We start from the raw sequence: 15,111 nt of genomic DNA on the forward strand, positions 1-15,111 counted from the left end.
CTACCCCGGAGTTGCCGCCATGTCGCTACCCTCCCCCTGGAGAGCCGAATTTCCGGCCTTCACCGCCTTCGCCGCCGACGGCATCACCTACCTCGACAGCGCCGCCACGGCGCAGAAGCCCCAGGTGGTGCTGGATGCCCTGCTGGCCAGCTACCGCCTGGGCGCGGCCAATGTGCACCGCGCCCAGCACTGGGCGGCCGAGCGCGCCACCGCTGCCTACGAAGGCGCGCGAGGGCGGATTGCCGCCTGGCTGGGCGCGGCCTCGCCGCAGGAGGTGGTGCTGACCCGGGGGGCGACCGAGGCGCTCAATCTGCTGGCCTATGGGCTGGAAGACGCCTTCGCTCCCGGTGACGAAATCCTGATCAGTGCCCTGGAGCATCATGCCAATCTGCTGCCCTGGCAGCAGTTGGCCCAGCGCCGGGGCTTGCAGCTGAAGGTAATTCCCCTGACACCCAGCGGCCATCTGGATCTGGACGCCGCCAAGGCGTTGCTGGGCGCCAAGACTCGACTGGTGGCGGTGAGCCAGCTGTCCAATGTGCTCGGCACCTGGCAGCCGCTGGCGGAACTCGCCGAATTGGTACGGGCTCGTTCGCCGGCCTGGCTGGTGGTGGATGGGGCCCAGGGCGCGGTCCATGGCCGCCATCGACCCAGCGACTTCGACGCCGACTTCTATGTCTTCTCCGGCCACAAGCTCTATGCGCCGGAAGCCATCGGCGTGCTCTGGGGCAAGGCCGACTGCCTGGCGCAGCTCAAGCCCTGGCAGTTCGGTGGCGAGATGGTGCGCCATACCACCTTCAGCGACGCCCGGTTCCATGCCGCGCCCCTGGGCTTCGAGGCGGGGACGCCACCCATCGGCGCGACCATCGCCCTGGGCGCGGCGGTCGACTGGCTGCAGGGACAGGACGAGACGCTCATCCGCAGTCACGAGCAAGCCCTGAGTCTGAAGTTGCTGGCCGGTCTTGCCGCCCGCGACGGAGTGCGGATTCTCGGGGAGCCGCAGATCGCCCTGGCCAGTTTCCGGGTCGCGGGCGTTGAGGTCGGCGATCTTTCCCACCTGCTGGGTGAACAGGGCATCGCCGTGCGTGCCGGTCAGCACTGCGCCATGCCGCTGTTCCAGACGCTGCAGGCGCCCGGCGCGCTGCGGGTCTCCCTGGGGCTGTACAACGATGCCGACGACCTGCAGCGCTTCTTTACCGCGCTGGACAATGCCCTGGAGCTGCTGCGATGAATCTGCTTCCCGATGCGGCGGAGGCGCGCCGCGCCTTCGTCATCGCCAAGGGCTGGGAGGCACGCTCGCGCCTGTTGCTGCAGTGGGCGGAGCGCTTGCCTGCGGTACTGGAAGAGCGTGACGAGGACCTGGTGCAGGGCTGCGAAAGCCGGGTGCGCCTGACCCATGAAGCCCAGGGCGATCGCCATTTCTTTCGCGCCAGCAGCGAATCCCGGGTGCTCAAGGGGCTGCTCGCCGTGGTGCTGGTGCGCGCCAATGGCCTGACCCGCGAAGAGCTGGGCCGCCTCGACATCCACGGCTGGCTGAGCGAACTCGGACTGGAACGGCAGCTGTCGCAATCGCGCAGCAACGGCCTGAATGCGGTGCTTGCGCGGATGCGCGAACTGGCGACCTAGGTTTCACCGGCCACCGGATTGCGCCGCGCACGGAAGAAATCGGTCAGCACCTGGCCACAGGCCTCGGCCAGCACCCCGCCCTCCACCAGCACCCGGTGGTTGAGAAAATCCTGCTCGAAGAAGCGACCGCGACTCTGCGCCATGCCGGCACGCGGCTCGCTGGCGCCGTAGACCAGGCGCTGGATGCGGCTGTGCACGATCAGTCCGGCGCACATGCTGCAGGGCTCCAGGGTGACGTAGAGGGTGGCGCCCGGAAGCCGGTAGTTGGCCAGGCACGCGGCGGCGGCGCGAATGGCCTCCATCTCGGCGTGGGCGCTGGGGTCGTGGGCACCTATGGGGCGATTGAAGCCGCGGCCGATGACTTCACCATCCACCACCACCACGGCACCGACCGGCACCTCGCCCTGCAGGGCGCCCTGCTCCGCCAGCACGAGCGCTTCGCGCATGAAGAGGTCATCTCGACTGCGGTCGATGATGGGTAGCGGACGAAAGCGGGCCATGGCTGAACTCTGGACAAAGGCCAATGATACCGCCCTCGTCGGCCGAGACCAGCCGCGAGGAATCACGAACGCTGGTACACACTTCGCCACGAGAATGACCACAACAATCGTTATCGAAGCAATCATATGAAAGAATGACTATAAGGCTGAAATGCTACGTGATTTGCGTCACATAGGTGCGGATTCGACGCTATAACGTCAACAGGCGCGGCGGCGCGTGGTCCCATTCAAGAGTTCATCTGAGACAGTCGCATGATAGCTGCACCCCCCGCTCAGTCGCTGCAGAGCTGCGAAAGCGAGCCGATCCGCATTCCAGGCTCGATCCAGGCGCATGGTTATCTCCTGGCATTCGACGAGACCACGCGACGGGTCAGGCATATCAGTCGCAACCTGCCCGAGCTGCTGGGCAAGACCGAGATCGAACTGCTGGATCGGCCCGTGGCACAGGTGCTGCCCGAAGGACTCTTCGAGCAGGTGCAGCGGGCGCTGACGCTGGAGCATCTGGAGGAAGCCAATCCGCTCGGCTGGAGCCGGCCGACGCGGGACATGGACGTGATCCTGCACCGCAGTGAGGACCTGGTGTTCCTGGAGTTCGAGCCGGACGACTACGGCAGCGTGGAGCCAGCCGGCCTGGCGCGCGCCCTGGCCCGCCTGCAGCAGGCGCGTACCCTTGTCGAGCTGTGCGAAGGCGCAGTGCGGGAGGTACGCGCCCTGACCGGTTTCGACCGGGTGGTGGTCTATCGCTTCGACGATGGCGGTGACGGCCAGGTGGTCGCCGAGGATAGGGTCGCGGACATCGACAGCTACCTGGGCATGCATTTTCCGGCGAGCGACATTCCGGCCCAGGCCAGGGCCCTCTACCACGAGAACTGGATTCGCAACATTCCCGATGCGGCCTACGAGGCCGTGTCGCTGGTGCCCGCCTTCCGGCACGGCACCGAGAAGGACCCCATCGACCTGACCCACGCCGTGCTGCGCAGTGTGTCGCCCATCCATTGCCAGTACGTACGCAACCAGGGTCTGCGGGCCTCGATGAGCGTCTCCCTGATCAGCGACGACAAGCTCTGGGGCCTGATCAGCTGTGGCCACCGCGAGCCCCTGTACCTGCCCTTCCGCACCCGTATGGCCTGTCGCTCCGTGGGGGTACTGGTCTCGCTGATGATTCGGGCGCTGGACAATCGCCAGGTGCAGCGCGAGATAGATGAGCGCGAAGCCCAGCTGGCGGCGCTGATCCAGGGCATGTGCGACAGCCGGGGCGAAGTGCTCGGCGGGCTGTGCGATCACGCCGCGGAGCTGCTGGAACTGGTCAATGCCACGGGCGCTGCGGTGCTGGTGGAAGACGAGCTCTGCATGCTGGGCGAATGCCCGAGCCCCGAGGACATTCGCACCCTGGCCGCCTGGGTCACTGCCGAGATGGATGCCTCCGGCATCTATGCGACGCGCTGCCTGGCCGACGAATTGCCCGAGGCGCGGTGCTACAGCGACCGTGCCAGCGGCCTGCTCGCCCTGGCGCTGCCCAAGCCGGTCCGCAACCTGGTGCTGTGGTTCCGCCCGGAAATCGTGACCACGGTGGTCTGGAGCGGTAATCCGGCCAAGCTGGAGATCGCCCTACCGGCGCTGGGCACGGGGCTCAACTATCCCCATCCGCGGCGTTCCTTCGACGCCTGGAGAGAGCTGGTGCGGCTACGCTCGGAGCGCTGGCGCCCTTCCGACCTGTTCGCCGCCAAGGATCTGCGCCGCTCGGCCGTCGAGATCGACCTGGCGCGCCAGGTGGAGCGCGAACGCCAGGCCGTGCGGCTGCGCGACGAGATCGTCGCGGCGGTCTCCCACGACCTGCGCAGCCCCATCACCATCATCCTGATGAAGGTGGGTATGCTGCAGCGCCTGCTGGAGAAGCTGAGCGTGGACGACGAGCGGCTCGGCAGCTCGCTGGAGGTGATAGAGACGGCCGCCCACCGCATGAATGCGCTGATCAGCGATCTGCTGGACCTGTCGAAGATCGAGTCGGAACGCCTGAGCCTGGAGCTGAAAGCGGCGCGGCTGGTAGACGTTTGCGCCCAACCCATCCTGCTGTCGCGGCCCCTGGCGGATAGCAAGACGATCAGCCTGGAGTACGCTGCCGATCCCGACATCGAGGTACGGGTGGAGGCCGAGCGCATCTTCCAGGTGCTGATGAATCTGCTGGGCAACGCCATCAAGTTCACCGCGCCGGGTGGCCTGGTGCAGTTGAGCATGCGGCGCCTCGACGACATGGCCGAGATCAGCGTGAGCGACAACGGTCGCGGCATGAGCCAGGCGCAGCAGGCACGGGTGTTCGAGCGCTTCTGGCACGTCCAGGAAGACAACCCCACCGGTCACGGCCTGGGCCTCTACATCGCCAAGGGTATCGTCGAGGCCCACGGCGGCACCCTGACCGTCACCAGTGCCCTCGGCCAGGGCAGTACCTTCAGCTTCACCCTGCCGCTGGCGAACTAGGAAAGAAAATCCCCGGTGGCCGACAGCGACGTTGAAACCACCGGGGGAGCGCTGGGCTCGCAACAATGGACGCCCTGGCAGCGCCTTGAATTCCCGCCTTCCGTCGGTCACTGCAGGGTGATTTTCTTCAATACCGCCGCTGACGCCGCCGGCTAGCGTTCGGGTCTCCCTTGGCGAGAGACTTCGAGATGACGCTGATCCTGTCCATGGCCGCCTTCGCCCTGGTGGCTTCCCTATCCCCTGGCCCGGTCAACCTGGTGGGCTTCAATACCGGACTCACCCACGGTTGGCGCCCGGCCTTGCGCCACGTCACCGGGGCGACCCTCGGCTTCGTCGCGCTGCTGCTGGCGGTAGGCTTCGGCCTGCACGAGCTGCTGACGGCCTGGCCACGGCTGCTCGACATCCTGCGCGTGGCCGGCGCCCTCTTCCTGCTCTACCTGGCCTGGAAGCTGGCCCGCGCGGCGGGTGACCTGGGCAGCCGGCCGCTGGATGACTGCCCGGGCTTTCGCGATGGCGCCCTGCTGCAATGGCTCAATCCCAAGGCCTGGCTGGCCGCCGCGGCGGGGGTGGCGCTGTTCGTCGGTGAGGATCGCCTGCGCCTGGCGCTGTTCGCCGGGCTCTACCTGGTGATCTGTTTCGCCTCCCTGGCTTGCTGGGCGGTAGCGGGCGAGTGGCTGCGCGGACGCGCCCTGGCGCCGGCACGACTGCGCCTGCTCAATCGCGGGCTCGCCGCCCTGCTGGTGCTCTGTGCCGTCTCATTGCTGTGGGAGGGCTGAGGCGCTGCGGTACTGGCCGGGCGTAGCTGCCACCAGGCGCTTGAAGGTGCGCTGCAGATGGGCCTGGTCGGCGAAGCCGGTGGCCAGGGCGACCTCGGCCAGCTCCTCGCCCTGGCGCAGGCGCTGACGTGCCAGGCGGATGCGCTGGTCGATCAGGTAGGCGTGGGGCGTGAGGCCGTAGCGGCGCTTGAAGCTGCGGATCAGGTGGGTCGGCGAGAGGCCTACCGCCTGGCTCAGGTCGTCCAGGCTGATGGCCTCGGCGCAGCGGTCGGCCAGATAGTCGGCGGCCAGGCGCAGGCGGGGCGGGTCCGAGGCATCGCTGAGCGGTGGGCGGGGTGCGCCGAGTCGCTCCAGCAGGGTGCTCGCGTAGTCCCAGGCGTGGCCCTGCCGCTCCAAGGGGCTGGCATCCGCATCCAGCAGGCGGCGATAGAGGCGTACCAATCCGACCGTCAGGCAAGGATCGCGCGCGAGCTGGGCAGCCAGCGGCTGGAAGTCGCTATCCGCCCGGCCCTGCACCGCGGCGAGCCAGGCAGGGTCCAGGTACAGCATGAGATAGCGCCAGGCCCGGTCTGCGCGCGGATTGCAGGCATGCACCTCTCCCGGATTCATCAGCACCAGGGTGCCACGACCGACCCATTCGCGGGTGGGACCGTTGACGTAACGGCTCTCGCCGCCCAGCACCACGCCTACCGAAAAGGTTTCGTGGGAGTGCGGCGCATAGCAGAGGCCGCGGCCATCGGCGATGGCCCGTGCCTCCAGGAAGGGTAGCGCGGGATCGCGCCAGAAACGGGGAGTGGTCGGCAACATGCCCTTTCCCTAACGAGGTAAGCAGCGCTTGGGGCAAGGATTCGCCGGAATCCGCCTCCGCCCTGCCTTGGCAGCTTAAAGCAACGCAGCTGGCGGTGCATCCCAACAGCGCTGGCCTTTCCGCGCCCACAGGGAAACCACGAAGGGAATCCGACAAAGGTCTAAAGGCGACAAAATGTCGCATATAGACCTGTAAACAAAGATGTCACTCGACCCTCTTAGAAGGAGTAAACCTCGATTGCAGAGCCTTTCAGGCGCAGCGACAGGCGTTGCGAAGGCTCGGCATGAAGAGTACAGCGCTTCCTCAATCGAGGACCCGCACCGGGCAGGCACAGGAGTTTCGGATGTCCAGCAGTTCACTCGACGATCCAACGCCATTCCCCGATTTTCCTGGCGCATCCCCAGCGCTCGCGGGGCCACGGTCATGATCGAGACCATCGGACAGGCGCTCGCCCCCATCGTGTTCGTCACCCTCCTCGGCTGGTGCGCCGGCCGCTGGGGCGTCCTGCCCCAGGCGGCGAGCAAGACCCTCGCGACCTTCGTGGTCATTTTCGCCCTGCCTATCGCCCTGTTCCTCGCCGCCGCCAATACCCGCCCCGAGCAGATCCTCAATCTGCCCTATGTGGCCAGCCTAGCCGCGGGTCTGGTCGGGGTCTGGCTGCTGGGCCTGCTGCTCGGTCGCTACCGCGGTGGACAGACCTGGCGCGAAGGAGCCATGCGGGGCATCACGGTGGCCTTTCCCAACATGGCCTACTGCGGGCCGCCGGTGCTGACCGCCGCCATCGGCCCCTCCGCCGTGCTGGCGGTGATCGTCGGCAATCTGATCTTCACCCTGGTGGTCATCCCGCTGTCGCTGCTGCTGCTCAGTGGCGGGGGCGCCCGCCAGGCGCTGGGCAAGGCGCTGCGCCAGCCGCTGGTGATCCTGCCGCTGCTGGGGTTGATCTGCGCGCTGCTGGGTATCCGACTGCCTCACCTGCTGGTGACGGCGACGGACGAGATCGGCCGCGCGGCCGGTGGCGTCGCCTTGTTCACCCTGGGCCTGATCCTGTCGGGCATCCGGCCGAGCCTGGATCGCGACATCCTGCTCAACGTGGTGCTGAAGAATCTGCTGCAACCCCTGGTGATGCTGGGCGTCGGCCTGGCCGTGGGGCTGCAGGGCGAGCTGCTCCGGCAGGTGTTCCTGCTCGGCGTGCTACCAGCCGCCACGGCGGCACCGACCCTGGCGATGGCTCATGGCGTCTACACAGAGGACGCGGCGCGCAGCGTGTTGTTCAGCACCCTGCTCGCCATCCCGTGCATCGCCCTGGGCATCGTGCTGGCCGCCAGCTGGTAGCCAGCCGGCGCGCTGCAGCGCGTCAGGGTCCGGCGGGTGCCCTGAGTCGTCAGACAAACCCGCCCCCTAGCAACCCCACCGATGTTTCAGGAGACGGAAATGGCCATTCGATGTGTACGGCTCTGGACCGGCAGCGAGGGTGATTCGCTGTTCGAGGAAGGGCACCTGGAATTGGGTGAAGGCCTGCATGGCAAGGCCTCGGGCCTGCCGATCCCGGTCAGCGAGCTGTCCTTCCAGGAAACCACCGCGGGGGGCTCCTTCGCGTGGCACCAGGACCCGCAGCCGCAATTCGTCATCACCCTGAGCGGCACCCTGGAGTTCGAGGTCAAGTCGGGCAAGACCTTCGTGCTGCGGCCCGGCGACGTGCTGCTGGCCCAGGACGACACCGGCTCCGGGCACCGCTGGAAGCTACTCGGCGACGAGCCCTGGCGCCGCGCCTACGTCATCTACGATCCCAGCGCCGACCTGCGCTTCGTCCCCCATACCGCCGCCTGAGTTGGAGCAACCCATCATGTCCCTGTCTTCCACGGATTCACCCGACGTCGTCCTGATCGGCGCCGGCATCATGAGCGCCACCCTGGGTACCCTGCTCAAGGAGCTCGACCCCGGCCTGAGCGTGACCCTGTTCGAGAGCCTGCACGACTGCGCGCAGGAAAGCTCCCAGGGCTGGAACAACGCCGGTACCGGCCACGCCGCCAACTGCGAACTGAATTACACGCCGCAGCGCGACGACGGCAGCGTCGACATCACCAAGGCGCTCAAGGTGAACACCCAGTTCGATCTCTCGCGCCAGCTCTGGGCCTACCTGGTCCGCAAGGGCGCCATCCCGGATCCGCAGGCCTTCATCCATGCCTGCCCCCACCTGAGTTTCGTCTGGGGCGCGGACAACGTCGCTTTCTTGCGTGAGCGCTACCGCACCATGAGCGCCCATCACTGCTATCACGGCATGGAATACAGCGAAGACCGCGCGCAGATCGCCCAGTGGGCGCCGCTGATCATGGAGGGGCGCACCGCCGACGAACCAGTAGCCGCGACCCGCATGGTCACCGGCACCGATGTCGACTATGGCGCCCTCACCCACCTGCTGGTGCGCCAGCTCAGCCAGCAGTCGGGCTTCGCCGTGCACTATCACCAGCGGGTGGTCGACCTGGCGCGCACCGATGGCGGTCGCTGGCGGGTGACGGTGGAGGACGTCGACCACGGCAGCCGGACGGAGGTCACCGCCAAGTTCGTCTTCATCGGTGCCGGTGGCGGCTCCCTGCCGCTGCTGCAGAAGTCCGGCATCCCCGAAGGGCACGGTTTCGGCGGTTTTCCCATCTCCGGCATCTGGCTGCGCTGCGACGTCCCGGCACTGGCCGAGCGGCACCAGGCCAAGGTCTATGGCAAGGCGCCCTCGGGCTCGCCGCCCATGTCGGTACCGCACCTGGATACCCGCATCGTCGGCGGCCAGCGCTCGCTGCTGTTCGGACCCTACGCGGGCTTCTCCTCGCGCTTCCTCAAGCACGGCGCCCTGACCGATCTCTTCACCTCGCTGCGCCATGACAACATCCTGCCGCTGCTGAACGTGGCAAAGGACAACCTGGACCTGACCGAATACCTGATCGGGCAGATCTTCCAGAGCTCCAGCCAGCAATTCGCCATGCTGCAGCAGTTCTTCCCCGTGGCGAAGAAGCGCGACTGGCAGGAAGCGGTGGCCGGGCAGCGGGTGCAGACCATCAAGCCCACCGGCCAGCATGGCCTGTTGAGCAAGAAGGGCGAACTGGAATTCGGCACCGAACTGGTAAGCGCCGCGGACAGATCCATCGCCGCGCTGCTCGGCGCCTCCCCGGGTGCCTCGACGGCCGCGGCCATCGCCCTGGAGGTGTTGGAAACCTGCTTCCCCAAGCGTCTTACCGAAGATGCCTGGCTGCCGGCGTTGCGGCGCATCCTGCCGACCTATGGGGTCGACCTGAAAACCGACGCCGCAGCTTGCCGGCAAAGCCGTAGCGAAACCGCAAAGGTGCTCGGAATCGTCGACGTCTGAGACGTCCTTGGCCGCACGCGCGGGCGTGCGGCCAAGGACATCAGTGGGTGGCAGCGTCTTCGGCTTCTTCCAGCAGGATATCGGCGGTGATGGCGTAGTCGGCATCCGGATGCAGTTCGGCGCCCAGTGCCAGTTGCTGCGCGGCGGCCGCCAGGGTCGGAGCACCCTGGTAGGTGGCGTTGAGTTCGGCCAGCAAGAGGCCCATGTCCTTGTGCATCAGCGCCGCCGGGAACTGCGGGGCGAAGTCGCCCTCGCGCAAGGCGGCCAGCTTGCGCTGGTGATGGGGCGAGAGCACCGCCAGGTCGCCGAACACCTCGAACAGCACCTCGGCATCCAGCCCGGCGCGGGTGGCGTAGGCCAGCGCCTCGGCCAGGGCGGCGAGACCGGCGCCCATCAGGCCGTTGATGGCCAGCTTGATGGCCGCACCCTGCCCGGTCGGGCCGACATGGTGCACCGCCTTGCCCAGGGTTTCGAGGATGGGGCGGGCACGATCGACCGCTTCGGGCTCGCCGGCGGCCAGGACTACCAGCTGCGCCTTTTCCGCTTCGGGCGTGCTACCGGAGACCGGCGCCTCGACCACGGCGATACCGCGGGACCGGCCGGCCGCTTCCAGACGCAGCGACAGCGCGGGCGAGTTGGTACTGGTATTGATCAGCAGCCGACCGCTTTCCAGGCGGGCGAGGACGCCGTCGGGGCCGAGCAGCACCTGTTCGAGAATGGCGTCGTTGGGCAGGGAGACGATCACTGCCTCGGCTTGGGGCAGCAGGGTCGCCAGGGACTCCATCGGCGTACCGTGGCGCTCGCCATCCTGCTGGTGCTCGGCATAGGCGCTGACCGTATAGCCGGCCTCGCGCAGGTTGGCGCCCATGCGCTGGGCCATGGCGCCGAAGCCGATGAAACCGATCGAGGGATGCGCGGACATGAGGGGAGCTCCCGGTAGAGGATGGTGGTATCTCGACTCCACCTCCAGGCCGGGGTTCCGCCACCAGAAGCTTAGGCAACGTCTCGCGAGCTAGCGCCAGACCAGGCGAGAAGACCTGAGGCAGCGCAGTTTACGAGTGGTAAATGAGCATTCGAAAGGTCTTTTCAACGCAGTTCGGCCGACGCGCAGCAGCGGTTGTACCTAGATCCCGCTGAACCAGTTGTAGCCCTGATCCTCCCAGTAGCCGCCGGGATAGTCGTTGGTCACGAACAGCGCCTGGATGTGCTTGGGATTCTTGAAGCCGAGCTTGGTGGGTACCCGCAGCCGCAGCGGATAGCCGTAGTCCGGCGGCAGGGCCACCTCGCCGAAGTCCAGCGCCAGCAGGGTCTGCGGATGCAGCGCCGAGGCCATGTCGATGCTGGAGTAGTAGCGATCAGCGCACTTGAAGCCGACGTACTTGGCGCTGGTGTCGGCGCCGATGCGTTCGAGGAAGGTGCGCAGCGGCACCCCGCCCCACTGGCCAATGGCGCTCCAACCTTCGATGCAGATGAAGCGGGTGATGTCGGCACGCTGCGGCAGGCGGCGCAACTCTTCGAGGGTCCAGGGCTGCTTGTTGGCGACCAGTCCGGAGACTTCCAGGCGATAGTCGCTGAGGTCGATTTCCGGCACGTTGTATTCGGGATAGAAGGCGTTGAAGGGAAAGGGGTTGGTGATCTGGCTGGCGGCATAGGTCGGCGCCAGGCGCTCGCGGCCGAACAGCCAGGCCTGCACCCGGTCGTTGAAGCGCGACATCGACCAGAGCACCTTGTCGACGCTGTCGCCGTCCTGCAGGTTGCAGCCGCTGAGCATGGCCAGGGCGCCCACCGTCAGGCCCTGCTTGAGTAGCAAGCGCCGTTGCAGATTTTCCACCTGCCGCTGTTGCGCCGGTTCCAGGCGCAGACGCTCACGCCGACTCATCGTTCACCTCCTCATGCGCCCGACCGGTAATCATCGGCGGCAGGGTGCGGGGTACCAGGATGACCAGGGCCAGGTGCACGACGACGAAGGCGCCGATGCCGGCCATGGCGAAGAAATGCACATAGCGGGCGGTGTCGAAACCGCCGAGCAGCACGGCCAATCCCTGCAACTGCACCGGCTTCCAGATCGCCAGGCCCGAGAGCACCACCAGTACCCCGAGCGCCAGCACGCCCCAGTAGAGCAGGCGTTGCACGGCGTTGTAGGTGCCCAGCCGATGACCCAGGCGCAGGCGTGCGGCGGCGACGAAATCGCGGCCGATGGCGCGGGGCGACAGCGGCAGGAAATCGCGCCGGAAGTGGCCGCTGAACAGGCCATAGAGCAGATAGATCAGGCCATTCGCCACCAGCACCCAGAGTACCGCCAGGTGCCAGGCGATGGCCCCGCCCAGCCAACCACCGAGAGTCGCCCAGGTGGGAAAGGTGAAGGGGAACAGCGGCGAGGCGTTATAGATCGCCCAGCCACTCATGAACATGCAGGGCATCGCCAGGGCATTGAGCCAATGGGTGAGGCGCACCGGCCAGCGGTGCACCAGGCGCCGTCGCGAGGTGGTCATGGGGTTCCCCTCCATAGAGCGTTGAACGCGGTCGCCAGGCGACCGCGCACGGGTCTTAGAGTCTATTTAAAGTCTCGCGAGCTAGAGACAAACAAGGCGAAAAGGGCTGAGGAAGCGGAGTTTACGAGTGGTAAATGAGCATTCCGAAGCCATTTTCAACGCCGTTTGGCCGACCCGCAGCAGACTTTAAAAAGGCTCTTACATGGGCGGGGTGAAACCGTCCTTGCCTACCGCCACGCCCTTGGCGTGCTTGCCGTCTTCGGCGGGGAACAGCACCACCTTGGCGCCGGGCTTGAGCAGGCTGCGGTCGCCCTTCTCGACGTAGGCGATGGGTACGTCTTCCGGCACCACCAGCTGCTTCTCGCCGCCCTTGTACTGCACGGTCAGGGTGCGGCCGTTGGCCTTCTTGAGTTCGCCCACGGTGCCGTTGGTCATGGTGCCGGTGCTGCCATCGGCATTTTCCCAACCGTAGTGGCCTTCGCCGGAGCCACGCAGGCTGGCCTCGAACACCGTCACTTCCAGCGCCTTGAGGGTGCCGTCGGGCTGGGGCGTGGCGGCGGAACCGATGAAGCTGTTGGCTTCGATGCGATCCAGGTTGGCCTTGGACACGGCGCGGTAGCTGGTCTTGTCATCCAGCATCAGGGTCTGGTGGGCACCGCTTCTGGTGGTGAAGGCCAGGGTGTCGCCCTGGACGCTGTCCACGGTGCCGCGCATGGGCTTGACTGTGGGCATGGGCGCGGCCTGGGCCAGCAGGGCGCTGCTGGCGAGCAGCAGGGCAAGGGAACCGCGAAGCAGAGTCTGGGTACGCATGAAACCTCCTGGGATAGGGAATCGCCCCGCCACAGTGCGACGCGTGGGGGGTCAGCAAGATGACCGGCGAATGACAAAAATGTCACCCAGCGAAGCGACCGGAGGCCCTACCATGACGTCATGCATATTCTCCTCATCGAAGACGACCAGAAGACCGGCGAGTACCTGAAGAAGGGCCTCGGCGAATCCGGCTACGCGGTCGACTGGACCCAGCACGGCGCCGACGGCCTGCACCTGGCGCTGGACGGCCGTTACGACCTGGTCATCCTCGACGTGATGCTGCCCGGCATCGACGGTTGGCAGATCATGGAAGTCCTGCGCAAGAAGCTCGACGTGCCGGTGCTCTTTCTCACCGCCCGCGACGGCCTGCAGGATCGCATCCGCGGCCTGGAGCTGGGCGCCGACGACTACCTGGTCAAGCCCTTCTCCTTCGTCGAGCTGCTGTTGCGCATCCGCACCCTGCTGCGCCGTGGCGTGGTGCGCGAGCCCGAGCACTTCCACCTGGCCGATCTGCAACTGGACCTCCTGCGGCGGCGGGTGACCCGCGGTGACGACCTCATCGTGCTGACCAACAAGGAATTCGCCCTGCTGCACCTGCTGCTGCGCCGCGAGGGTGAGGTGCTGTCGCGCACCCTGATCGCCGCCGAGGTCTGGGACATGAATTTCGACAGCGACACCAATGTGGTGGACGTGGCCATCAAGCGGCTGCGCGCCAAGGTCGACAACCCCTATCCGGTCAAGCTGATCCACACCGTGCGCGGCATCGGCTACGTCTGCGAGGTCCGCCCGTGAGCGCGCGTTCACCCTCGCTGATCCTGCGCGCCACCCTGGGTTTCGCCCTGGTGGCGCTGCTCGCCGTGGGCGGCGCGGGGGCCTTCCTCTACCACAACCTGGAACGTACCGTGCTGGAGCGCGCCGACTACGCCCTGCTCGGTCGCCTGGCGCATTTTCGCAGCCTGCTCAGTACCGACCTGTCGCTGGAGACCCTCGGCCACAGTCCGCAGCTGTTCGCCAACATGCTGGGCAACGAGCAGGATGTCTTTCTCATCGGCACGCCGGGTACCAAGCCGGTGATCGCCTCCAATCCGCTGCAGATCGCCCTCCCCGAGCTGGTCGTGGTACCCCAGACACGGCGGCCGACGCGGGCCGACCTGCGCGAAGGCAAACTGGCCGACGGCACCCGCTGGCGCGCGGCGCGGGTCGCGGTGAATACCGCCGAAGGCCCGGTGGAACTCACCGCCGCCCATGTGCTGCGCAACGAGGACACCACCCTGGCGGATTTCCGGCTGGGCTTGATCGGCGCCGTGACCCTGGCCTTCCTGGCGACCGCCGGACTCGGCTATCTGCTGCTGCGGCGCGGGCTGGCACCCCTGCGGCGTATCGCCCGCCATGCCGGCGGCATCACCCCGACCCGGCTGGCCGCGCCCCTGGAATTGGCCGATGCCCCACGCGAGCTGCAGCCGCTGGTGGAAAACTACAACGCCATGCTGGCGCGCCTGGCCGACGGCTATGGCCGACTGGTGCAGTTTTCCGCCGACCTCGCCCACGAGATCCGTACCCCGATCAATGCCCTCATGGGCCATACCGAGGTGGCCCTGCGCCAGGTGCGCAGCGCCGAGGACTACCAGACGCTGCTGGCCTCCAACCTGGAGGAGCTGGAGCGCATCTCGCGGCTGGTGGAAAGCATCCTCTTCCTCGCCCGCGCCGACGATGCCCAGGCGGTGCTGACGCCGCAGCCGCTGCGGCTGGACGAAGAGCTGGCGCGCATCGCCGACTATTTCGAAGGCCCGGCCGACGAGCGCGGCCTGCGCCTGGTGGTGGCCGGTGGCGGCCAGGTGGTCGCCGATCCGCTGCTGTTGCGCCGCGCCCTGAGCAACCTGGTGGCCAACGCCATTCGCTACGCCGAACCGGATGGCGAGATTCGCCTGCAGGCGGACGGCGGCCGGATAAGCGTCAGCAATACCGGGCCCGCCCTGGCACCGGCGCATCTGCAGCGGCTGTTCGACCGCTTCTATCGCGCCGATCCGTCCCGTCATCAACCCCATGATTCCAACGGCCTGGGCCTGGCCATCGTCGCGGCGATCATGCGCCTGCACGGTGGCCGTGCCGAGGTCGAGCAGGACGCGCGGGGCATCCATTTCAGCCTGGTCTTCCCGCATCCGGCAAGCTGAACCGCGACCTACCCCTCAAACCACGCAACCGCCCGTCAACAAAGGACTTTTTCCGCTTGCCCGGGCCGGCTATGGGCTGCATCGACACGCCTACTACTGTA

The 15,111-nt window shown here is 67.1% G+C and carries 15 protein-coding genes; 9 read left to right on the top strand and 6 right to left on the bottom strand.

Features of this window, described 5'->3' with window-relative positions; all coding sequences use genetic code 11:
- The first annotated feature begins 19 nt into the window (after window positions 1-19).
- Window positions 20-1,228 (top strand): cysteine desulfurase, encoded by a 1,209-nt coding sequence (locus RND78_RS10995; protein WP_312728698.1) that lies wholly within the window; start codon window positions 20-22, stop codon window positions 1,226-1,228.
- Complete coding sequence (locus tag RND78_RS11000) at window positions 1,225-1,623, top strand: SufE family protein (protein ID WP_312728700.1); 399 nt, start codon at window positions 1,225-1,227, stop codon at window positions 1,621-1,623. The genes RND78_RS10995 and RND78_RS11000 overlap by 4 nt, the downstream gene beginning before the upstream one ends.
- Here RND78_RS11000 and tadA read toward each other — a convergent pair.
- Window positions 1,620-2,123: a tRNA adenosine(34) deaminase TadA gene (gene tadA, locus RND78_RS11005; RefSeq protein ID WP_312728702.1), complete on the bottom strand. Its 504-nt coding sequence runs from the start codon at window positions 2,121-2,123 to the stop codon at window positions 1,620-1,622. The genes RND78_RS11000 and tadA overlap by 4 nt on opposite strands.
- A gap of 252 nt (window positions 2,124-2,375) precedes the next feature.
- Here tadA and RND78_RS11010 point away from each other — a divergent pair, with 252 nt between their 5' ends.
- Both RND78_RS11010 and RND78_RS11015 read left to right on the top strand, forming a co-directional pair.
- Complete coding sequence (locus tag RND78_RS11010) at window positions 2,376-4,598, top strand: ATP-binding protein (RefSeq protein ID WP_312728703.1); 2,223 nt, start codon at window positions 2,376-2,378, stop codon at window positions 4,596-4,598.
- 188 nt (window positions 4,599-4,786) lie between these two features.
- Window positions 4,787-5,374 carry a LysE family translocator gene (locus RND78_RS11015; RefSeq protein WP_312728704.1) on the top strand — a complete coding sequence of 196 codons (588 nt, stop codon included), beginning with the start codon at window positions 4,787-4,789 and terminating at the stop codon, window positions 5,372-5,374.
- On the opposite strand, the gene RND78_RS11020 is transcribed toward RND78_RS11015, so the two are convergent.
- A complete protein-coding gene (locus RND78_RS11020) occupies window positions 5,354-6,181 on the bottom strand; it encodes an AraC family transcriptional regulator (protein ID WP_312728705.1) in 828 nt (275 codons plus the stop codon). The genes RND78_RS11015 and RND78_RS11020 overlap by 21 nt on opposite strands.
- A 424-nt stretch (window positions 6,182-6,605) precedes the next feature.
- On the opposite strand from RND78_RS11020, the gene RND78_RS11025 reads away from it, so the two are divergent.
- The 3 genes from RND78_RS11025 to mqo all read left to right on the top strand — a co-directional run bounded on the left by RND78_RS11025 (window position 6,606) and on the right by mqo (window position 9,537).
- Window positions 6,606-7,514, top strand: coding sequence for an AEC family transporter (locus RND78_RS11025; RefSeq protein WP_312728707.1), 909 nt, complete (start codon window positions 6,606-6,608; stop codon window positions 7,512-7,514).
- A 99-nt stretch (window positions 7,515-7,613) separates the two neighbouring features.
- On the top strand, window positions 7,614-8,009 hold the full coding sequence (locus tag RND78_RS11030) for a cupin domain-containing protein (RefSeq protein WP_059226654.1): 396 nt from the start codon (window positions 7,614-7,616) through the stop codon (window positions 8,007-8,009).
- Between the two features lie 22 nt (window positions 8,010-8,031).
- A complete protein-coding gene (gene mqo / locus RND78_RS11035; RefSeq protein WP_409457042.1) occupies window positions 8,032-9,537 on the top strand; it encodes a malate dehydrogenase (quinone) in 1,506 nt (501 codons plus the stop codon).
- A 40-nt stretch (window positions 9,538-9,577) separates the two neighbouring features.
- On the opposite strand, the gene RND78_RS11040 is transcribed toward mqo, so the two are convergent.
- From RND78_RS11040 to RND78_RS11055, 4 genes are all read right to left on the bottom strand, one after another.
- On the bottom strand, window positions 9,578-10,459 hold the full coding sequence (locus tag RND78_RS11040; protein ID WP_312728712.1) for an NAD(P)-dependent oxidoreductase: 882 nt from the start codon (window positions 10,457-10,459) through the stop codon (window positions 9,578-9,580).
- Window positions 10,460-10,660: 201 nt separating this feature from the next.
- Window positions 10,661-11,416, bottom strand: a complete 756-nt coding sequence (locus RND78_RS11045; RefSeq protein WP_312728714.1) for a molybdopterin-dependent oxidoreductase — start codon at window positions 11,414-11,416, stop codon at window positions 10,661-10,663.
- Window positions 11,403-12,029 (bottom strand): cytochrome b/b6 domain-containing protein, encoded by a 627-nt coding sequence (locus RND78_RS11050; RefSeq protein WP_312728716.1) that lies wholly within the window; start codon window positions 12,027-12,029, stop codon window positions 11,403-11,405. Before RND78_RS11050 ends, RND78_RS11045 begins: the two co-directional genes overlap by 14 nt.
- 198 nt (window positions 12,030-12,227) lie before the next feature.
- Window positions 12,228-12,839: a hypothetical protein gene (locus RND78_RS11055; protein ID WP_312378925.1), complete on the bottom strand. Its 612-nt coding sequence runs from the start codon at window positions 12,837-12,839 to the stop codon at window positions 12,228-12,230.
- 120 nt (window positions 12,840-12,959) lie between these two features.
- Between RND78_RS11055 and RND78_RS11060 the strand changes: the two genes are divergently transcribed.
- Both RND78_RS11060 and RND78_RS11065 read left to right on the top strand, forming a co-directional pair.
- Window positions 12,960-13,631 carry a heavy metal response regulator transcription factor gene (locus tag RND78_RS11060; protein ID WP_093254533.1) on the top strand — a complete coding sequence of 224 codons (672 nt, stop codon included), beginning with the start codon at window positions 12,960-12,962 and terminating at the stop codon, window positions 13,629-13,631.
- Window positions 13,628-15,010: a heavy metal sensor histidine kinase gene (locus RND78_RS11065; RefSeq protein WP_312728719.1), complete on the top strand. Its 1,383-nt coding sequence runs from the start codon at window positions 13,628-13,630 to the stop codon at window positions 15,008-15,010. Before RND78_RS11060 ends, RND78_RS11065 begins: the two co-directional genes overlap by 4 nt.
- The last annotated feature ends 101 nt before the right edge of the window (window positions 15,011-15,111 follow it).

Source organism: Pseudomonas oryzihabitans (genome assembly GCF_032027545.1).
GTDB lineage: Bacteria > Pseudomonadota > Gammaproteobacteria > Pseudomonadales > Pseudomonadaceae > Chryseomonas > Chryseomonas oryzihabitans_F.